15 protein-coding genes and 1 pseudogene are annotated in these 19,774 nt (G+C 68.5%); 11 read left to right on the plus strand and 5 right to left on the minus strand.

Annotated features, from left to right (window positions below):
• Positions 1-294: 294 nt before the first annotated feature.
• Together E3T48_RS02355 and E3T48_RS02360 are read right to left on the minus strand one after the other, a co-directional pair.
• Complete coding sequence (locus E3T48_RS02355; protein ID WP_134522272.1) at positions 295-1,083, minus strand: CPBP family intramembrane glutamic endopeptidase; 789 nt, start codon at positions 1,081-1,083, stop codon at positions 295-297.
• Positions 1,080-1,472, minus strand: coding sequence for a thiol-disulfide oxidoreductase DCC family protein (locus E3T48_RS02360; RefSeq protein WP_134522273.1), 393 nt, complete (start codon positions 1,470-1,472; stop codon positions 1,080-1,082). The genes E3T48_RS02355 and E3T48_RS02360 overlap by 4 nt, the downstream gene beginning before the upstream one ends.
• A gap of 226 nt (positions 1,473-1,698) precedes the next feature.
• Here E3T48_RS02360 and E3T48_RS02365 point away from each other — a divergent pair, with 226 nt between their 5' ends.
• The 7 genes from E3T48_RS02365 to E3T48_RS02395 all read left to right on the plus strand — a co-directional run bounded on the left by E3T48_RS02365 (position 1,699) and on the right by E3T48_RS02395 (position 11,596).
• Positions 1,699-3,315, plus strand: coding sequence for a peptide ABC transporter substrate-binding protein (locus E3T48_RS02365; RefSeq protein ID WP_134522274.1), 1,617 nt, complete (start codon positions 1,699-1,701; stop codon positions 3,313-3,315).
• 97 nt (positions 3,316-3,412) lie between these two features.
• Positions 3,413-5,026 (plus strand): peptide ABC transporter substrate-binding protein, encoded by a 1,614-nt coding sequence (locus tag E3T48_RS02370; protein ID WP_134522275.1) that lies wholly within the window; start codon positions 3,413-3,415, stop codon positions 5,024-5,026.
• A gap of 199 nt (positions 5,027-5,225) precedes the next feature.
• Positions 5,226-6,155, plus strand: coding sequence for an ABC transporter permease (locus E3T48_RS02375; protein ID WP_134522276.1), 930 nt, complete (start codon positions 5,226-5,228; stop codon positions 6,153-6,155).
• The gene (locus E3T48_RS02380) at positions 6,145-7,131 is read left to right on the plus strand and encodes an ABC transporter permease (protein ID WP_134522277.1); all 987 of its coding nucleotides are present in this window, start codon (positions 6,145-6,147) and stop codon (positions 7,129-7,131) included. The genes E3T48_RS02375 and E3T48_RS02380 overlap by 11 nt, the downstream gene beginning before the upstream one ends.
• A complete protein-coding gene (locus E3T48_RS02385; RefSeq protein ID WP_134522278.1) occupies positions 7,128-8,873 on the plus strand; it encodes a dipeptide ABC transporter ATP-binding protein in 1,746 nt (581 codons plus the stop codon). The genes E3T48_RS02380 and E3T48_RS02385 overlap by 4 nt, the downstream gene beginning before the upstream one ends.
• Positions 8,874-9,076: 203 nt before the next feature.
• Entirely contained in the window at positions 9,077-10,987 is a 1,911-nt protein-coding gene (gene typA, locus E3T48_RS02390; RefSeq protein ID WP_134522279.1) for a translational GTPase TypA, read from the plus strand.
• A gap of 147 nt (positions 10,988-11,134) precedes the next feature.
• Positions 11,135-11,596, plus strand: coding sequence for a hypothetical protein (locus tag E3T48_RS02395; protein ID WP_134522280.1), 462 nt, complete (start codon positions 11,135-11,137; stop codon positions 11,594-11,596).
• Between the two features lie 36 nt (positions 11,597-11,632).
• On the opposite strand, the pseudogene E3T48_RS02400 reads toward E3T48_RS02395, so the two are convergent.
• Positions 11,633-11,854 (minus strand): annotated as a pseudogene (locus tag E3T48_RS02400) (deferrochelatase/peroxidase EfeB); the annotation flags it as partial.
• 152 nt (positions 11,855-12,006) lie between these two features.
• Here E3T48_RS02400 and E3T48_RS17115 point away from each other — a divergent pair.
• The 4 genes from E3T48_RS17115 (at position 12,007) to E3T48_RS02420 (ending at position 16,093) form a co-directional block, all read left to right on the plus strand.
• Positions 12,007-13,035, plus strand: coding sequence for a PIG-L deacetylase family protein (locus E3T48_RS17115; protein WP_241986571.1), 1,029 nt, complete (start codon positions 12,007-12,009; stop codon positions 13,033-13,035).
• A gap of 36 nt (positions 13,036-13,071) precedes the next feature.
• Positions 13,072-13,389, plus strand: a complete 318-nt coding sequence (gene fdxA, locus E3T48_RS02410; RefSeq protein WP_134510615.1) for a ferredoxin — start codon at positions 13,072-13,074, stop codon at positions 13,387-13,389.
• Between the two features lie 43 nt (positions 13,390-13,432).
• A complete protein-coding gene (gene dapC, locus E3T48_RS02415; protein WP_134522292.1) occupies positions 13,433-14,500 on the plus strand; it encodes a succinyldiaminopimelate transaminase in 1,068 nt (355 codons plus the stop codon).
• A 282-nt stretch (positions 14,501-14,782) separates the two neighbouring features.
• Entirely contained in the window at positions 14,783-16,093 is a 1,311-nt protein-coding gene (locus E3T48_RS02420; protein ID WP_134522282.1) for a citrate synthase, read from the plus strand.
• Between the two features lie 26 nt (positions 16,094-16,119).
• Here E3T48_RS02420 and E3T48_RS02425 read toward each other — a convergent pair whose 3' ends face one another.
• The gene (locus E3T48_RS02425) at positions 16,120-18,732 is read right to left on the minus strand and encodes a penicillin acylase family protein (RefSeq protein ID WP_134522283.1); all 2,613 of its coding nucleotides are present in this window, start codon (positions 18,730-18,732) and stop codon (positions 16,120-16,122) included.
• Positions 18,733-18,777: 45 nt separating this feature from the next.
• On the minus strand, positions 18,778-19,758 hold the full coding sequence (gene dapD, locus E3T48_RS02430; protein ID WP_134522284.1) for a 2,3,4,5-tetrahydropyridine-2,6-dicarboxylate N-succinyltransferase: 981 nt from the start codon (positions 19,756-19,758) through the stop codon (positions 18,778-18,780).
• Positions 19,759-19,774 lie beyond the last annotated feature (16 nt).

Genomic DNA, 19,774 nt, shown 5'->3' on the forward strand with positions numbered 1-19,774 from the left:
AGCTTGCCCCGGTGGTCGAGCTTGTCGAGACCGGGCCTGCGGTGGTCGAGCTTGCCCCGGTGGTCGAGCTTGTCGAGACCGGGCCGCCGGTGGTCGAGCTTGCCCCGGTGGTCGAGCTTGTCGAGACCGGGCCTGCGGTGGTCGAGCTTGCCCCGGTGGTCGAGCTTGTCGAGACCGGGCCTCCGGTGGTCGAGCTCGCCCCGGTGGTCGAGCTTGCCCCGGTGGTCGAGCTTGTCGAGACCGGGCCTCCGGTGGTCGAGCTCGCCCCGGTGGTCGAGCTTGTCGAGACCGGGCCTAGGCTGCGGGGGCGAGGAGCGCCGGCCACCAGGCGAGGGCGAGCGGGTAGCCGACGAAGGAGAGGATGTCCAGGATCGCGTGCGCGATCACCAGCGGCATCGTGCGCCCCCAGCGGGTGTAGCACCAGCCGAAGACGACCCCCATCACCGCGTTGCCGACGAACGGGCCGACGCCCTGGTAGAGGTGATAGCTGCCGCGCAGCAGCGCCGTCGACCCGATGATCGTCCAGGTCGACCAGCCGAGTTCCCGCAGCCGGGTGAAGAGGTAGCCCACGACGATGAGCTCCTCGGTGAGCCCGGCCCGCAGCGCCGAGAGCACGAGGATCGGGATCGTCCACCAGAACGTGTCGATCGGCTGGGGCACGACCGCGACCGTGATCCCCGCTATGCGCCCGGCCAGATACAGAGCCAGGCCGGGGATGCCGATGGCGAGCACGAGGGCAACCCCGCGCAGCAGGTCCCGCCGTTTGTCGGTGAGGTCGAAGCCGAGCCGCCGAAAGGCGCTGCGGCCGGGCTGCCAGAGCAGGTAGAGCACGAGGGCGACGCCGAACAGCTCGAAGAAGAGGCCGAGGAACTGGTAGCTGAGGTCGAGCCACTCCCGGGGCGATTGCGACCCGTTGATGGTGGCCGTCTGCTTGGCTAGCGGCGTCGTGTCGGTCAGCCGGGCGATGATCGCCACGATCGAATACACGGCGGATGCCCCGAGCGAGAGCCCGAGGACGATCGCCACCTCCCAGTACCGGCCGGCGCGGCCCAGGCGACCGGAGTCCAGGCGGTCGGGGTTCACTCGGCGGGCTTCATCCGGCAGGCGGGTGTTCCGCCGGGCAGCCGATGGCGGAACCGGGCCACCAGCCGGTAGCCGGCCGCGGCCGCCCACGACCAGGGCGGAACCGTGCCCAGCCAGCCGAGCATCCGCCAGCCGGGTGACGGTTGGCGCCGGAGCAGCGCGGCCACCGCCGCGGCGCCGCCGTACTGCCGAGAGCCGTCGACGAGCCAGACCCGCGACCGGGCATCCGCGGTGGTCAGCGCGAAGGCTGCCAGGTCCGTCCACTGGTACGGCGCCGTGGCCGGCATGGCCGGGAGGATGCGTCTCATCCAGTCCACCGAGGTGGTGCAGAACGCGCAGTCGCCGTCGAAGATGAGCAGCGCCGGACGCGCGGGAGAGTGACTGTCCATGAAGCAATCATCGCATCGCAACGGTCCTTTGCGGATTGCGTGCGCCGACGCAGAATCCGGCGGGAATCCACCGGAAGTTGAAACAATCGTGCGTGTTGTGTTTCGCATCGGTAACGTTATTGCGTTTCGTGATGCGGACCGCGCGCACGGTACCTAGGGTCGAATTCAACTGGCGCGTCAGCCTGGCCACAAATCAGCCGCGCGCTCACATTGCACAGGAGGAAAATTGAAGATCAACAGACTGGGTATCGCAGCCATCGCCCTGGCCGCGGTGGGGGCCCTCACACTGTCCGGCTGCGCCGGCGGCGGAGCAGCCGCGCCGACCGCGTCGAGCAACGCGAAAGCGATCATCACCACGAATGGCTCCGAGCCGCAGAACCCGTTGGTTCCGACCAACATCAACGAGGTGGGCGGCGGAAAGATCGTCGACGCGATCTTCGCCGGGCTCGTCTACTACGACGCGAAGGGCGCGCCGATCAACGACGTCGCCGACTCGATCAAGTCGGACGACAACAAGACCTTCACGATCAAGATCAAGTCCGGCCTGAAGTTCACCAATGACGAGCCCGTCACGTCGTCGAGCTTCGTCGATGCCTGGCAGTACGGCGCGCTGCTCAGCAACGCCCAGCTCGGGAGCTACTTCTTCGAGAACATCGAAGGCTTCAGCTACGACGAGGACAGCCCCCTGACCGGCCTGAAGGTCGTCGACGACACCACCTTCACGGTCACCCTCACCTCCGCCCTGTCCGACTTCCCGCTGCGCCTCGGCTATTCGGCGTTCTACCCGCTCCCGGCCTCCGCGCTCAAGGACATTGCAGCCTTCGGCGAGAACCCGATCGGCAACGGCCCGTACATGCTGGCCGCCAAGGGTGCCTGGAAGCACAACGAGAAGATCGACCTCGTCGTCAACCCGGCCTACGACGGTGGACGCAAGGCCAAGAACGGCGGCCTCTCCATCATCTTCTACGCCAACCAGGGCGCCGCCTACTCCGACCTGCTGGCGAACAACCTCGACGTGCTCGACGCGATCCCGGACAGCGCCTATGGCACGTATGACAAGGACCTCGGCGACCGGGCAGTGAACCAGCCGTCCGCCGTATTCCAGTCCTTCACCATCCCGGCCCGACTGCCGCACTTCGACGGCGAAGAGGGCAAGCTGCGTCGTGCGGCCCTCTCGATGGCGATCAACCGTGAAGAGATCACCAAGATCATCTTCTCCGGCACCCGCACCCCGGCCTCCGACTTCACCTCGCCCGTGATCGACGGCTGGAGCGACAAACTCAAGGGCGCGGACGTGCTCAAGTTCGACGCCAAGCAGGCGAAGAAGCTGTGGGCCGAAGCCGACGCCATCTCCCCGTGGACCGGCAGCTTCCAGATCGCGTACAACGCGGACGGCGGACACCAGGGCTGGGTTGACGCGGCGATGAACAGCATCAAGAACACCCTCGGCATCGACGCGTCCGGCGCGCCGTACCCGACGTTCAAGGAAGCCCGCACGCTGATCACGGACCGCACCATCCAGACCGCGTTCCGCACCGGATGGCAGGCCGACTACCCGGGCCTGTTCAACTTCCTCGGCCCGATCTACGCGACCAAGGCCTCGTCCAACGACGGCGACTACTCGAACCCCAAGTTCGATGCGCTGCTGAAGAAGGGCTCCACCGAGAGCGACCTCGCGGCCGCGAACAAGGACTTCCAGGCCGCTCAGGAGATCCTGCTCCAGGACCTGCCGGCGATCCCGCTCTGGTACGCCAACGTGACCGGCGGATACGGCACGAGCGTGCAGAACGTGAAGTTCGGCTGGAACTCGGTGCCGATCTACAACGAGATCACCAAGGGCTAGTCTGAACTGAGCACGAAGCAAGGGCGATGACGCACTGTCATCGCCCTTTCTTCATGTCCGGCGCGCAGTGTGCGTTCGTCCGGCACAGGAGAAAAAAGTGAATATCACCAGACTGGGCGTCACCGCCATTACGCTGGCCGCCGTCGGCGCACTCGCGCTCTCCGGCTGCGCCGGAGGGGCCTCCGCGCCGGCGTCGACGCCGAACCCTGGCGCGATCATCTCGACGAACGGGTCCGAGCCGCAGAACCCCCTGATCCCGACGGCGACGACCGAGACCGGCGGCGGCAAGATTGTCAACTCGATCTTCGCCGGACTGGTCTACTACGACGCCGAGGGAGCGGCCGTCAACGACGTCGCCGCGGCGATCACGACCGATGACAATACGACGTACACCATCAAGATCAAGCCGGGCCTCAGCTTCAGCGACGGCCAGGTGCTCACCTCGAACAGCTTCGTCGACGCGTGGCAGTACGGCGCGCTGCTCAGCAACGCCCAGCTGGGGAGCTCCTTCTTCTCGGACATCGCCGGCTACAGCGTGGAGCAGGACAGCCCGCTCACCGGCCTCACGGTCGTCGACGACACCACCTTCACGGTCGCCCTGACCGCACCCCTGGCCGATTTCCCCCAGCGCCTCGGCTACGCGGCGTTCTATCCGCTTCCGGCGTCGGCCTTCGCCGACATGGCGGCCTTCGGTGAGAGCCCGATCGGCAACGGCCCGTACATGCTCGACGGCCCGAAGGCCTGGAAGCACAACGAGAAGATCGACCTCGTCGTCAACCCGGCCTACGACGGCGGCCGGAAGCCGAAAAACGGCGGCCTCTCGATCACGTTCTACGCCAACCAGGGCGCGGCGTACTCCGACCTGCTCGCGAACAACCTCGATGTGCTCGACTCGATCCCGGACAGCGCCTACGGCACCTACGAGAGCGACCTGGGCGACCGGGTCGTCAACCAGCCCGCCGCGATCCTGCAGGCCGTGACGATACCGGCACGCCTGCCGCACTTCTCCGGCGAGGAGGGCGCCCTGCGCCGCCGGGCGCTGTCGATGGCGATCAACCGTGAGGAGATCACCAAGATCATCTTCTCCGGCACCCGCACCCCGGCATCCGACTTCACCTCGCCCGTGCTCGACGGCTGGTCCGACACCCTCCGGGGCGCGGACGTGCTGGAGTTCGACGCGAAGGCCGCGAGGAAGCTCTGGGCCAGGGCCGACGCGATCTCGCCGTGGACCGGCAGCTTCCAGATCGCCTACAACGCCGACGGCGGGCACCAGGGCTGGGTCGACGCCGCGTCGAACAGCATCAAGAACACGCTCGGGATCGACGCCTCCGGCGCACCGACACCCACGTTCGCCCAGGCCCGCACCGCGATCGCCGACCGGAGCATCCAGACCGCGTTCCGGTCGGGTTGGCAGGCAGACTACCCGAGCCTGTACAACTTCCTCCAGCCGTCCTACGCGACCAGGGCCGGATCCAACGACGGGGAGTACTCGAACCCCGAATTCGACTCCCTGCTGGCGCGCGGTTCCGCCGAGGGCGACCTGGCGGCGGCGAACAGCGACTTCCAGAAGGCCCAGGAGATCCTGCTCCAGGACCTGCCCGCCATCCCCCTCTGGTATGCCAATGTCACGGGCGGTGTCGGGCTCGATGTGCACGGCGTCGTCTTCGGCTGGGACTCGGTTCCGCTCTTCACCGAGATCACCAAGGGCTAGTCTGAACTAAACGCGCGCGGGGCCGGTGACCAGGGTCACCGCCCCCGCGCCATGACCGACACGAATTATCGCCGCACCCGGGCTCGGCTCGGAGCGCGTCGCGTTGCAGGTAATCTGTAAAAACTCCGGTCGCTCGATCACAGATAGGTTCCTCATCCCGTATGACCAATTACATTGATCCGCAAGGCATAGGCGCCTCGTGACCGGATACATCTTCAGACGAATCCTCCAGGCGATCCCGGTGTTCCTGGGCACCACCTTCCTGATCTACTTCATGGTCTTCGCCATGCCGGGTGACCCGATCGTCGCCCTCTTCGGCGACAAGACCCCGAACCCGGCGGTCGTGGCCCAGCTGCGGGCCCAGTACCACCTGGACCAGCCGTTCATCGTGCAGTACTTCATCTACCTCGGCGGGATCTTCCGCGGGGACTTCGGGCTGTCCTTCTCCGGTGAGCCCGTCACCGCGATCCTGGCCCGCACGTTCCCCGTCACGGCCAGGCTGGCGATCCTGGCCCTGCTCTTCGAGACGTTCTTCGGCATCCTGGTCGGCCTCATCTCCGGCCTCCGCAAGGGCAAGCTGTTCGACGCGAGCTCGCTCGCCGTGAGCCTCATCCTGATCTCGCTACCGATCTTCGTGATCGCGTTCGTCGCCCAGTACGTCTTCGGCGTCTGGCTCGGCTGGGCGCGCACGACGGTGAGCAGCGGAGCACCCCTGCAGGACCTGATCCTGCCGGCCCTGGTGCTGGCGAGCGTCAGCTTCGCCCAGATCATGCGCCTCACCCGCGCGTCGGTGATCGAAACCTCCGGGCTCGACTTCGTACGCACCGCCTACAGCAAGGGGCTCAGCAGCCGCCGGGTGATCCCCGTGCACATCCTGCGCAACTCGCTCATCCCCGTGGTCACCTACCTCGCGACCGACTTCGGAGTGCTCCTCGTCGGTGCCACGATCACGGAGGGCATCTTCAACGTGCCCGGCGTCGGAAACACCCTGTACCAGGCCATCATCCGCGGCGAGGGACCCACCGTGGTCTCCTTCGTCACCGTGATGGTCCTGATCTACCTCGTCGTCAACATCCTGGTGGACCTGTTCTACGGTCTGCTCGACCCAAGGATTCGCTATGTCAAGTAACCCCACCGGCGGGCCCACCGACGCCACGCGCGGCGCCGCACCCTCCAGCACCCACTACGTCGCCGCCCTCGACGAGACGCCGCTGGTCGGCGTCGACACCGTCAAGGTCGCCGAGAAGCGAAGCAACCTCTGGATCGACGCGTGGCAGGATGTGCGCGGTCGGCCGATGTTCTGGATCTCCGCGGCGCTGATTCTCGTCGTCGCCCTCGTGGCGTTGTTCCCGGGCCTCTTCACCCAGACGCCGCCGAACAACAACTGCATCCTCGGCAACAGCAACGGCGGGCCGGCCGACGGCCACCCGCTCGGCTTCACCAAGCAGGGTTGCGACATCTACTCACGGATCGTGCACGGAACGTCGACGTCGCTGTCCGTCGGTTTCATCGTGATCGTGCTGACGACGACCCTGGGCATCCTGTTCGGCTCCTTCGCCGGTTTCTACGGCGGCTGGGTCGACGCCGTGCTGTCCCGCGTCGGCGACATCTTCTTCTCCATCCCGTACATCCTCGCCGCGGTCGTCATCATGTCGGTGCTGTCCCAGTACCGGAGCGTGTGGAGCATTTCGCTCGCGATCGGTGTCTTCGCCTGGCCGTCGACGGCCCGCGTGCTGCGCTCCGAGATCCTCAGGGTGAAGAACGCCGACTTCGTGATGGCGTCCACAGCCCTCGGCCTGTCCCGGTTCAAGATCCTGCTCAAGCACGTGCTGCCGAACTCGATCGCTCCCGTGATCGTGATCACGACCATCTCCCTCGCCGCCGCCATCGTCGCCGAGGCCAGCCTCTCGTTCCTCGGCGTCGGCCTGGGCAGCAACATCATGAGCTGGGGCAACGACATCAACCAGGCCCAGAATGACCTGCGCACCGCCCCGCAGACGCTGATCCTCCCGTCCATCGCTCTCTCCGTTACCGTGTTCGCGTTCATCTCGCTCGGCGAGGTCGTTCGCGACGCACTCGACCCGAAGGCGAGGGCGCTTCGATGAGCGAGCCACTTTCCACCTCCGCAGCGGTGAAGCCGCTCCTCGAGATCAAGAACCTGCAGGTCGGCTTCCAGACCCAGAACGGTCTCGTCCCCGCCGTCAACGGCATCGACATCACCCTGATGCCCGGCCAGACCCTCGCCATCGTCGGCGAGAGCGGGTCCGGCAAGTCGACGACCGCGCACGCGATCATCAATCTGCTCCCCGGTTCCGGCCGGATCACCGGCGGCGAGGTCCTCTTCGAGGGCCGCGACCTCACCCAGCTCAACGAGAAGCAACTCGAAGAGGTGCGCGGGCGCATGATCGGGTTCGTGCCCCAGGACCCGATGTCCAACCTCAACCCGGTCTGGAGCATCGGTTTCCAGGTCGAAGAGGCCATCCGGGCCAACGGCATCGCCACCGGCAAAGAGGTCAAGCAGCATGCCATCCGGGTGCTCAAGGAGGCCGGGCTCGCGGATGCCGACAAGCGGCTCCGCCAGTTCCCGCACCAGTTCTCCGGCGGCATGCGCCAGCGGGTCCTGATCGGGATGGGCCTCTCTTCCCGGCCCAAGCTGTTGATTGCCGACGAGCCGACCTCCGCCCTCGACGTCACGGTGCAACGGGTCATCCTCGACCACCTGGCCACCCTGACCCGGGAAATCGGCACCGCCGTGCTCTTCATCACCCACGACCTGGGCCTCGCCGCCGAACGCGCCGAACAGCTCGTCGTGATGTACAAGGGCAAGGTCGTCGAATCGGGGCCGTCGCGGGAAATCCTCGAGAACCCGATGCACCCGTACACGCAGCGCCTCGTCGCCGCGGCGCCGAGCCTCGCCTCCCGCCGGATCCAGTCGTCCAACAAGAACCTGTCCGACCTCGGCTACAGCGCCCCGCGCGCCGCCGAGGGCCTTGACCTGGTCGAGGCCGCCGAAGCCCGCGCCGCCCAGCAGGCCAGCACTCCGGTCGCCGGCGGACCGGCGATCAAGGTCGACGCCCTGACTAAGATCTACAAGATCCGCGGCGCGAAGCGGGACGCGCGGGACTTCAAGGCCGTCGACGACGTCTCCTTCACCGTCGAGCGTGGCACCACCATGGCGCTCGTCGGCGAGTCCGGATCGGGCAAGTCCACCGTGGCAAAGCTCCTGCTCCGTCTCGAGGATGCCTCCAGCGGCACCGTCGCGATCGGCGGCACCGACACCGCGGCGCTCCGTGGCCGCGCCCTTCTGGACCTGCGGCGCAAGATGCAGCCGGTGTTCCAGGACCCGTACGGCTCCCTCGACCCGCTGCGCAACATCGGCAACACGATCGCCGAGCCGCTGCAGGTGCACCGGGTCGGCGACCGGGCGTCACGCCGCGCCCGGGTGGACGAACTGCTCGACCAGGTTGCGTTGCCCTCCGCGCTGGCGACCCGGTACCCGAACGAACTGTCCGGCGGCCAGCGCCAGCGCGTCGCGATCGCCCGGGCGCTCGCGCTCAAGCCGGATATCGTGATCCTCGACGAGGCGGTGTCGGCGCTCGACGTGCTGGTGCAGGCCCAGATCCTGCGGTTGCTCGCCGACCTGCAGGCCGAACTCGGGCTGACCTACCTGTTCATCACGCACGACCTCGCGGTCGTCCGCGTCATCGCCGACCACGTCTGCGTCATGCAGCGCGGCAAGATCGTGGAGTCGTCGACCGTCGACAAGGTCTTCGACAACCCGCAGCAGGACTACACCAAGGAACTGCTCAACGCGATCCCCGGCGCGAACCTGAAGCTCGGCGTCTAGGACAGCATGCCTGCAGGGAGGCCGGTCGCGCCGGCCTCCCGGACTACGTGCTCGTCGGCAGGCTTCTCCCGAACCGACCGCTCTCAGGCGCCGGGCAGGGAGAGTGCGGTAGGATTATCCGTTGGGTCGGACTTTGCCCACACACATCCATTCTTCGTCGCATGCGGTACTCTGCGACATCATTCTTCGTAAGGATTTACTTCATGGCGATTGCCACGCGCAATAACCTCCGAAATGTCGCAATCGTTGCCCACGTCGACCACGGCAAGACCACGCTGGTCGATGCGATGCTCCAGCAGACGAACTCGTTCGCCGACCACTCGCATGTGGAAGAGCGCGCCATGGACTCCAACGAGCTCGAGCGCGAAAAGGGCATCACGATCCTCGCCAAGAACACGGCGGTCTCCTACAAGGGCATCCACGCCACCGACGGACCGATCACGATCAACGTGATCGACACCCCCGGCCACGCCGACTTCGGTGGAGAGGTCGAGCGCGGCCTGTCCATGGTCGACGGTGTCGTGCTGCTCGTCGACGCCAGTGAGGGCCCGCTGCCGCAGACCCGCTTCGTGCTCCGCAAGGCACTCGAGGCGCACCTGCCCGTCATCCTGCTGGTCAACAAGACCGACCGCCCCGACGCTCGCATCGTCGAGGTCGTCGAGGAAAGCCAGGACCTGCTCATCGGCCTGGCCAGCGACATGGCAGACGACTACCCCGACCTCGACCTTGACGCGATCCTCGACGTCCCCGTCGTCTACGCCTCCGGCCGCAACGGCGCCGCGAGCCGCAACCAGCCCGAGAACGGCCAGCTACCGGACAACGACGACCTCGAGCCGCTGTTCGAAGCGATCCTGGAGCACATCCCGGCCCCGGTCTTCGATGACGAGCACCCGCTGCAGGCGCACGTGACCAACCTGGACGCCTCGCCGTTCCTCGGCCGTCTCGCCCTGCTCCGCATCTTCCACGGCACCATCCGCAAGGGCCAGACCGTGGCCTGGATCAAGTACGACGGATCCGTGCACAACGTGCGCGTCACCGAGCTGCTGATCACCAAGGCGCTCGACCGCTACCCGACCGAGAGCGCCGGCCCCGGCGACATCGTCGCCGTCGCCGGCTTCGAGGACATCACCATCGGTGAGACCCTCGCCGACCCCGACGACCCCCGCGCGCTGCCGACCATCACGGTCGACGAGCCCGCCATCTCGATGACGATCGGCACCAACACCTCTCCCATCATGGGCAAGGTCAAGGGCCACAAGCTCACCGCCCGCATGGTCAAGGACCGCCTGGACCGCGAGCTCGTCGGTAACGTCTCGCTCAAGGTCGTCGACATCGGACGCCCCGACGCCTGGGAGGTCCAGGGCCGTGGCGAACTCGCCCTCGCCATCCTGGTCGAGCAGATGCGCCGCGAAGGCTTCGAGCTCACCGTCGGCAAGCCGCAGGTCGTCGTCCGCCGCGTCGACGGCAAGATCCACGAGCCGTACGAGCACCTCACCATCGACTCGCCCGAAGAGTACCTCGGCGCGATCACCCAGCTCCTGGCCGCTCGCAAGGGCCGGATGGAGAACATGGCGAACCACGGCACCGGCTGGGTCCGGATGGAATTCATCGTTCCGTCGCGCGGCCTGATCGGCTTCCGCACCCAGTTCCTCACCGACACGCGCGGCACCGGTATCGCCAACGCCATCTTCCACGGCTACGAGGCCTGGGCCGGCAACATCGTCACCCGCAACAACGGCTCGATCGTCGCCGACCGCTCCGGCGTGGTCACCCCGTTCGCCATCATCGCCCTGCAGGAGCGGATGTCGTTCTTCGTCAACCCGACCGAAGAGGTCTACGAGGGCATGGTCATCGGCGAGAACTCCCGCGCCGACGACATGGACGTGAACATCACCAAGGAAAAGAAACTGACCAATATGCGTCAGTCCACCTCCGACACCTTCGAGTCGATGACCCCGTCCAAGCAGATGACGCTCGAGGAATGCCTCGAATTCGCCCGCGAAGACGAGTGCGTCGAGGTCACCCCGGCCATGGTGCGCATCCGCAAGGTCGAGCTCGCGGCATCCGCGCGCCAGCGCCAGACCTCGCGCCTGAAGAAGCAGGACGCGAGCTAACCTCCCGACTGCTGCGTGTCGCCGCCGGTGGCGTCGTCCTGGATTCGTCCGGGCCGGCGCCACCGGCGTTTCCGCGCCCGGGGCACCGCGACCCGACTCCCGCCACCGGAGGACGCCTCGACGGCCGGACTGACGTACCATCTGAGCATGGGTACCGCACCGACACCGTTCTCTTCTCGCATCCGAATCATCGCGGTGGTGGTTGCCGCCCTGCTCGCCGGGCCGCTGCTGGCCGGCTGCTCGGCCGACGCGGTCGGTGGCGCCGTCAACGGCGCCGTGCAGGGTGCGACCGGCGGCGACGTGAGCCTCGCTGGTCAACTGCCGTCCGGCTGGCCGGAGGAGGTGCCGGTGGTCGACGGCAGGCTGTTCTTCGGTGCCACGAAGACCGAGGGCGGCAAGCGCACCTGGGTGGTCACGGTCAAGTCCGACGCCGCCGACCCGCTGGCCGAGGTGAAGGCGACGCTGACGGATGCGGGGTTCGTGCTCGACGAGTCACCGTCGGCATCCGTCGGCACCGCCGGCGTGGTCGCCATGAAGAACGCGAACTTCGCCGTGGTCGTCGTCGGCAACACCGACGGCCTCCTCTACACGGTCACCCCGCTCGCCTAACCGCGCCCGCCAGGTCTCGCGGCAGGGACGGTCGGATCAGGCGAAGAGGGGGGCTCCGATGTAGCTGCCGCGGCGGGCGCCCGGCGGCACGGCGAAGAGCGCGCTGCCGACGTGGCGGGTGTACTCATTCAGGGCGTCATGGCGGGCCAGGGTGAGTTGCACCCGGCTGAACTGCTCCGGTGAGCGCTGGAAGCTGATGAAGAACAGTCCGGCGTCGAGCCGGCCGAGCGCGTCGTTGCCGTCGACGAAGTTGTAGCCCCACGGGACTTCCTGGTCGGGGTCGGGGAGCAGCAGGCAAGAAATGGTAAGGCTGACCTACGTAAGGTGGGTCTAACTTCGCCGGGACGGCCCTGTCCAGCTAGTGTTCTTCAGCGGGCGTCTGCCCATCGCCTATCCAGGGGAGCCCAGCCATGGTCATGTCCGGCAGCGGAGAGAGCGTCGTCTTCGTGCACGACCGCCCCGGTGACGAGGCGCTGCTCACCGGCGGCACCATCGCCCGGCTCCGCGCCGACGGCGCCGGCGTCGTGGTGCTGTTCGGTGCCAGGACCCACGGGGACACCGGCGAGGACACCGCCGATAGCGCCGATGTGCGCGCCGCCATGGGCGGGCTGGGTGTGAGCGACTGGCGGATGCTGTCCGCGCCCGCCACCGGAACCGGCGCCGACGGCCACGCCCTGGCCGCCCACGTGGCCGACGTGCTGCTCGAGGTGGACGCGACCGCGCTCGTGCTCGGCACCGACGATGCCCGGCTGCAGGCCGCGGCGACCGAGGCCGCCCACGCGGCGGGCATTCCCGTCTTCCAGAGCAAGCACGTCTCCGGGGCGATCGGCCAGCGCCTGATCGCGATCGACGTGAGCGACCAGGTCGAGCGGAAGCTCGCTGCCGTCGCCGCCTACGCCGGGCGCTGGAGCGTGGCCGGCCACACCGTCGCCCCGGTGGAACCGCTAGGCGGCAGCACGGCCGGCCCGGGTGCAGGCATGGGTGCCGGCACGGTCGTCGGCGGAACCGAAACCTTCGTGCGCCTTCCCCCGCCCCAGGCGCAGCAGATCGCGGAGATCCCTCCCGGCCCGGGCGCCCGGGCCCTGGCCGGCCTGCTCGCATTCGTGGTGGGGGCCGCATTCGGCGTCCTCGGCACGATCGCGCACCAGGCGACGATCGTGCTCGGCCCCGTCACCATCCCGATCGGCCTGGTCCTCGCCCTCGCCGGGGTGACCGCCCTGCTGGCGGGCCTGCGCCTGGTCGTGGGGGACCGGCTGGTGGTGCTGCTCGCCACGATCGGCCTGCTCGGCACGATCTTCCTGCTGTCGCTGCGCAGCGAGGGCGGCTCCGTGCTCGTGCCGCAGGGGCTGCCCGGCACGCTCTGGACGGTGGGGCCGACCCTGATCGCGACCGTAGTGCTCGCCTGGCCGCGAATTCCGGGCCGCCGCGGTTCGGCATAGAATTGCAGTTCCGCTCGTGAAGGGAGCTCGTCACCCGTGACCTACGTCATTGCCCTACCGTGCGTCGACGTCAAGGACCGCGCCTGCGTGGACGAATGCCCCGTCGACTGCATCTACGAGGGCGACCGCTCGCTCTACATCCACCCCGACGAATGCGTCGACTGCGGCGCCTGCGAACCGGTCTGCCCGGTCGAAGCGATCTACTACGAAGACGACGTGCCCGAACAATGGGCCGAGTACTACAAGGCGAACGTCGAGTTCTTCGACGATGTCGGATCTCCCGGCGGAGCGGCCAAGGTCGGTGTGATCCACAAGGACCACCCGATCATCGCCGTCCTTCCCCCGCAGGTCTGACCCGCCCGTGCTCAGGCGGCTGCCCGATTACCCGTGGGACCAGATGGTCCCCTTCGCCGAGCTGGCCCGCTCCCACCCGGACGGCATCGTCGACCTGTCGATCGGTTCGCCGGTCGACCCGACGCCCAGGATCATCCGGCAGGCCCTGGCCGACGCCACCGACGCGCACGCCTACCCGCAGACGGCTGGCACCCCGCAGCTGCAGCGGGCGATCGTCGACTGGTACGCCCGCCGCCGCGGCGTGACAGGGCTCACCGAGGCCAATGTGCTGCCGACCATCGGGTCTAAGGAACTGGTGGCCCTGCTGCCGTTCATGCTCGGCCTCGGCGAGGGGGACACCGTCGTGCACCCGGTCGCCGCCTACCCGACCTACGCGATCGGCGCGGCCATGGCCGGGGCGGATGCCGTGGCCTCCGACGACCCGGCCGACTGGCCGGCCACGACGAAGCTGGTCTGGCTGAACAGCCCGGGCAACCCCGACGGGCGGGTGCTCACGGTCGCCGAACTGCGCCTGGCGGTCGACCGGGCCAGGACGCTCGGCGCGGTGATCGTGTCGGACGAGTGCTACGCCGAACTGGGCTGGGCCGGGCAGTGGGCGACCGAGCCGATCCCGAGCATCCTCGACCCCCGGGTGATCGGCGCCGACCGCCGGGACGTCCTCGCCATCTATTCCCTGAGCAAGCAGTCGAACATGGCCGGCTACCGCGGCGCGTTCGCGGCCGGCTGCGCCACGGTGCTGGGGCGGCTGCTCACGGTGCGCAAGCACGCGGGCCTGATGCTCCCTGCGCCGCTGCAGGCGGCCATGGTCGCCGCCCTCGGCGACGACGCCCACGTGGCCGAGCAGAAGGAACGGTACCGGGCACGACGGATGCTGTTGCGTCCGGCCCTCGAGGCCGCCGGCTTCCGGATCAGCCGCAGCGAGGCCGGGCTGTACCTCTGGGCGACCGAGGGGCGGGGTGCCTGGGACTCGATCGGGCGACTGGCCGACCTCGGCATCCTGGCCGGCCCCGGCCCGTTCTACGGCGACGCGCACCCCGAGCACGTGCGCTTCTCGCTGACCGCGACGGACGAACGCATCGACGCGGCCGCGAGCCGCCTCGGCGCCGGGTGACGGGGTCTCGACAGGCTCGACCACCGGTGGTCGAGCCTGTCGGGACTGTGCCGGGTGAGGGTTCGGTGGTCGAGCCTGTCGAGACCGCGCTGGGTGATCGTCCTTACTGTGGGTTACCTCCAAGCGAATCGTCGAAGCCTTGGCGGATGCAACAGTAGGCGGTCGGGCCGATTAGGCTGTATCAGCGTTGACGTCTCCAGCCACACCGGTGTGCTGCGTAGAAGACCGCGCGCCGAGAGGCAGTGATACTCAGTGACACTCAGTGATACCCAGGGAGCCGCCGTGAGCGAGACCGCGCAGCGAACACCGTCCATCGATCCGCAAAAGGCCAGACTGACCTTCCCCGGCGGGTCGGCGGAATTCCCGATCGTGCGCGGCACGGCCGGCGCGTCCAGCCTGGACATCTCGAGCTTCACCCGCCAGACCGGCCTGATCACCCTCGATTCCGGGTTCGTGAACACCGCGGCCACGCGTTCGGCGATCACCTTCATCGACGGCGAGAAGGGCATCCTCCGCTATCGCGGCTACCCGATCGAGCAGATCGCCCAGAACTCCAACTTCCTCGAAACGGCGTGGCTGCTGATCTACGGCTCGCTGCCCAACGCGAGCGAACTCGGCGCCTTCGACCAGCGGATCCGCCGGCACACCCTGCTGCACGAAGACCTGCGGCGCCTCTTCGACGTGCTGCCGTACAACGCGCACCCGATGTCGGTGCTGTCGTCGGGCACCTCGGCCCTGGCCGCGTACTACCAGGACGCGCTCGACCCGAAGGACCCGATCCAGGTCGAGCTGGCCACTGTGCACCTGCTGGCCAAGCTTCCGGTGATGGCGGCCTACGCCTACAAGAAGAGCATCGGGCAGGCGTTCCTCTACCCGGACAACTCGCTCGGCTACGTCGACAACTTCCTCCGGCTGATCTTCGGCACCCTGGCCGAGCCGTACGAGGTGAACCCGGTCGTGAGTAAGGCACTCGAGCGCCTCCTGATGCTGCACGAAGACCACGAGCAGAACGCGTCGACCTCGACCGTCCGCCTCGTCGGATCGACGGAGGCGAACCTGTTCGCGTCGGTGTCCGCCGGGATCAACGCCCTCTCCGGGCCGCTGCACGGCGGCGCGAACGAGGCCGTGCTCAAGATGCTCGGCGAGATCAAGGCGTCCGGCGAGGGCGTGGAGAAGTTCGTCGAACGGGTCAAGAACAAGGAACAGGGCGTGCGCCTGATGGGCTTCGGCCACCGGGTCTACAAGAACTACGACCCGCGGGCGACCCTCGTGAAGGAGAGCGCCGACGAGGTCCTCGCCGCGCTGGGCGTCAAGGACGACCTGCTCGACATCGCCAAGGAGCTCGAGCACATCGCGTTGAACGACGACTACTTCCGGGAACGCAAGCTGTACCCGAACGTGGACTTCTACACCGGCGTCATCTACAAGGCGATGGGCTTCCCGACGAGCATGTTCACCGTGCTCTTCGCCATCGGGCGCCTGCCCGGTTGGGTCGCGCACTGGCGTGAGATGAACGAGGACCCGACGACCAAGATCGGCCGTCCCCAGCAGCTGTACATCGGCTCGCCCGAGCGCGACTTCCCGAACCGCTAAGGCGGTCCGGGCGGTCCGGGCGAAGCCTACGGACCCGCCCGGAGCCGCAGGGTGTCGGTCGCGGCCGCGCGAACGGCGGCGAGGGAGAACGGCCAGGGCCTGGTCTCCTGGTCCTGCCACAGCGCCGTCTGGTCGGAGTAGTTCGGGTGGAACGCGTGACCCGAGTTGCCGGTCAGGTTCAGCCAGGTCGAGTCGTCCCAGTCGGCCAGGCTGACCACCTCGCGCATCGAGGGCACCCAGTCGACCGTGTACCCGGCCGTGGCGTCCCAGCCGACGGCGTCGATGACGGATGACCCGCCGGCCAGTTCGTAGGGCCCCCGGTTGAACAGCCACTCCAGCGGGGCAACGCCGGACTTGCCGAAGCTGGCGTTGGTGACCTCGAGCGTGTGGATGCTGCCCCAGCGCCAGGTGGACGCATCCGGCCCCATCAGCCGCTCGCCCTCGACCGCGGCCTGCTGGAGCACCCGCTGGAGCATGCTGTCCCGGCCGGCCGAGCCGACCCTCGTGTTCTTCCACCACGGCGAGTCCGGCTCGTCGAGCAGGGCGATCACGACCGCGTAGGCGCGGTCGCCGCCGGTGAGCCAGGTGGACTCGGGGAGTTTCGTGCCGAACAGGTCGACCAGGAGGTTGCGCCAGACGATGTTGAAGTAGGCGGCGGCGGCACTGTCGCTCTCCAACCGGTAGTCCCAGCCGTCGAACAGGGCCAGGGCGGCGCGGGTCTGCTCGGTCGGCTTGATCGCCTGCAGCACCGGCACGAGCCGGGCGGCGAGTGGGCTGAACGTGTCGGCCTGGATCTCGCTCATCATGGCCGTGGTCATCGGCGTTCCCGCGTCGATCAGCGCCTGCAGCCGGGCGGTGATCTCGGCCGCCCGGTAGCCGTGGTCCCAGTCCCTGGTGATCAGGTACGGATAGTCGGGTCCGACCGGGGCGTTGTTGGCCGTCACGATGAAGCCGCTGGCCGGGTTCAGCGACTGCGGCAGCGCGTCGAACGGGATGTACCCGTCCCAGCCGTACTGGCTCGTCCAGCCGGGCACCGGGACCGTGCCGTCACCGGCCCGGCGGATCGGGATGAGGCCGGGCGCCTGGTAGCCGATGTTGCCGTCGACGTCGGCGTAGACCAGGTTCTGCGAGGGCACGTCGAACAGGGACGCCGCCTGCCGGAAGCCGGCCCAGTCGGTGGCCGCGCCGAGCGCGAAGATCGCGGTCGCGGTGTGGCCGGGCGTCAGGGCCGTCCACTGCAGCGACAACTGGTAGCCGGTCTCCGCGGTGGCAGGCGGAAGGTCGGTCGCCTCCGGGTAGTCGGCGGCGATGGCGGGGAACGCGCTGCCCTCCAGCCCGCTCACGATCGGCCCGTGTTCGGTCGAGCGGATCTCGATCGTCACCGGCGGGCCGCCGGCGACCCTGATCTCCTCGCTGCGCACCTGGATCGGCCTGGCCACCCCGTCGTACTCGTAGCTGTCCCCGGTGACCTTCTCGAGGTAGAGGTCGGCGACATCCGGTCCCAGGTTGGTGAAGCCCCAGGCGATCCGCGCGTTGTGGCCGATGATGATCCCGGGCAGCCCCGAGAATCCGTAGCCGGCCAGGTCGAACGGGCAGTCCGCGGTGACCGCCTCGCAGCGCAATCCCACCTGGTACCAGACCGACGGCATCACCGCGCCCAGGTGCGGGTCGTTGGCCAGGATCGGCTTGCCGGTCGCGGTGTGCGCCCCGGAGACGACCCAGGAGTTGGAGCCGATCTCCCCGCCGGCCGGGCCGAGCAGTTCCGGAACGGCAGACAGCGTGTCGTGCAGGCTGTTCAGCGACGACGCCAGCGCGGTCTCCGCGACGGCCGGCACGGCCGGAACGGCCGGCGGTGTCGCGGGTGCCGTCACGGATGCCGCACCGGCCAGGGCGGCACCGGACAGCGCGGCGCCCGCCGGCATCCCGCCGACGATGGTCGGGTGCGCGGCGTAGGGGTAGTCCGGATGCAGCTGGGCGACCTCCACGGGGTTCAGGCTGCCGGCCAACTGGGCCCGGTCGATCTCGTCGTCGAGGTTGGATCGCAGGTCCCAGGCCATCGCCTTCAGCCAGGCCACCGAGTCGGCCGGGGTCCATGGCTCCGGCTCGTAGCCCGGGTTCTGCAGGGCGAGCACCGCGTATTCGAGGGAGAGGTCCGCGCCGCTGTGCCCCGCGAGGTAGGCGTTCACCCCGTCCGCGTACGACTGGTAATAGCCGAGGGTGACCGGGTCGAGCAGGGCCACCTCCTGCTCGGCCACCGCCCGCCAGCCGAGGGTGCGGATGAAGGTGTCGGTGCCGACCTGGCTCTTGCCGAACAGTTCGGAGAGCCGCCCGCTCGTCACGTGCCGGCGGAAATCCATCTCCCAGAACCGGTCCTGGGCGTGCACGTAGCCCTCCGCCTTGAACAGGTCGCCGGCGGTGCGGGCGAGGATCTGCGGGATGCCGGCCTGGTCGCGGTACACGGTCACGTCGGCGTCGAGCCCCGGCAGCGTCGCCTGCCCGGAGAGGGTGGGAAAGGAACGGGTGACCGTCCAGACGCCCAGTCCGGTGGCGACCAGGACGAGGCTGAGCACGACCGCGAGCACGGAGAGGGCGGACCTGATCCTGCGGTGGCGCCTGGTGCGCGGTGCGTCGGTTCCCACGTCACTCCCTTGTGACTGGCAGCGTACTCCCGGGGCGGGGAGCCGCTACGCGTGCAGTTGCTCGTTGAGCAGGATGCCGGTGCCGCTGCGCTGCAGCACCTCGACCGCCCCGGAGACCGAGTTGCGGCGGAAGAGCAGGTTCGGCACCCCGGACAGTTCGACGGCCTTCATCGTGCGGGCCTTGCCGTCCGCGGTGCGCGGCTGGTCGGGCAGGGTGACCTTGGTGCCCGCGGTCACGTACAGCCCGGCCTCGACCACGGTGTCGTCTCCGATCGAGATGCCGACGCCGGAGTTGGCGCCGAGCAGCGCGCGGGCTCCGATCGCCACCCGTTCGGTGCCGCCGCCGGACAGTGTGCCCATGATCGACGCCCCGCCGCCGATGTCGGCGCCGTCGCCGACGACGACGCCCTGGGAGATCCGGCCCTCGACCATCGAGGTGCCGAGCGTGCCGGCGTTGAAATTGACGAAGCCCTCGTGCATGACCGTGGTGCCGGGGGAGAGGTAGGCGCCCAGGCGCACCCGGGAGGCGTCCGCGATCCGCACCCGGTCAGGGGTGACGTAGTTCAGCAGCGGCGGGAACTTGTCGATCCCGGTGGCCTGGATGCCGGCGCGCTGCAGTGCGGGACGGAGCCTGGCGAAGTCGGCGGGCAGCATCGGCCCGGCGTTGGTCCAGGCCACGGCGGGGAGGTGGCCGAAGATGCCGTCCAGGTTGATGCTGTTCGGGCGCACGAGGAGGTGGGACAGCAGGTGCAGGCGGAGGTAGGCATCCGGGGTGCCTGCCGGGGCGGCGGCCAGGTCGATCTCGACGGTGACGGCCTCGACCCGCACGGCCCGGCGGGGGTCGTCCCCGGCGAACTCCTCCAGCTCGGACGGCACAATCCAGCGGTCGCGGCCCGGCGGTAGCGTGCCGAGCGCGGGGGCCGGGAACCAGGTGTCCAACACCGTGCCGTCGCCGGCGACGGTGGCCAGGCCGTACCCCCAGGCGTTGGCGGGGACGGTGGACTGCGGGGACACTGCGGTGATCATGGCTCTAGATTAGTAG

The sequence above is a fragment of the Cryobacterium fucosi genome (assembly GCF_004403515.1).
Taxonomy (GTDB): Bacteria; Actinomycetota; Actinomycetes; order Actinomycetales; family Microbacteriaceae; genus Cryobacterium; species Cryobacterium fucosi.

Bases quoted from the DNA above. Each gene is read 5' to 3' on its own strand.
- E3T48_RS02360 (WP_134522273.1), bottom strand. From the start codon at position 1,472: ATGGACAGTCACTCTCCCGCGCGTCCGGCGCTGCTCATCTTCGACGGC.
- E3T48_RS02380 (WP_134522277.1), top strand. From the start codon at position 6,145: ATGTCAAGTAACCCCACCGGCGGGCCCACCGACGCCACGCGCGGCGCC.
- E3T48_RS02385 (WP_134522278.1), top strand. From the start codon at position 7,128: ATGAGCGAGCCACTTTCCACCTCCGCAGCGGTGAAGCCGCTCCTCGAG.
- typA (WP_134522279.1), top strand. From the start codon at position 9,077: ATGGCGATTGCCACGCGCAATAACCTCCGAAATGTCGCAATCGTTGCC.
- E3T48_RS02395 (WP_134522280.1), top strand. From the start codon at position 11,135: ATGGGTACCGCACCGACACCGTTCTCTTCTCGCATCCGAATCATCGCG.
- E3T48_RS17115 (WP_241986571.1), top strand. From the start codon at position 12,007: ATGGTCATGTCCGGCAGCGGAGAGAGCGTCGTCTTCGTGCACGACCGC.
- dapC (WP_134522292.1), top strand. From the start codon at position 13,433: ATGGTCCCCTTCGCCGAGCTGGCCCGCTCCCACCCGGACGGCATCGTC.
- dapD (WP_134522284.1), bottom strand. From the start codon at position 19,758: ATGATCACCGCAGTGTCCCCGCAGTCCACCGTCCCCGCCAACGCCTGG.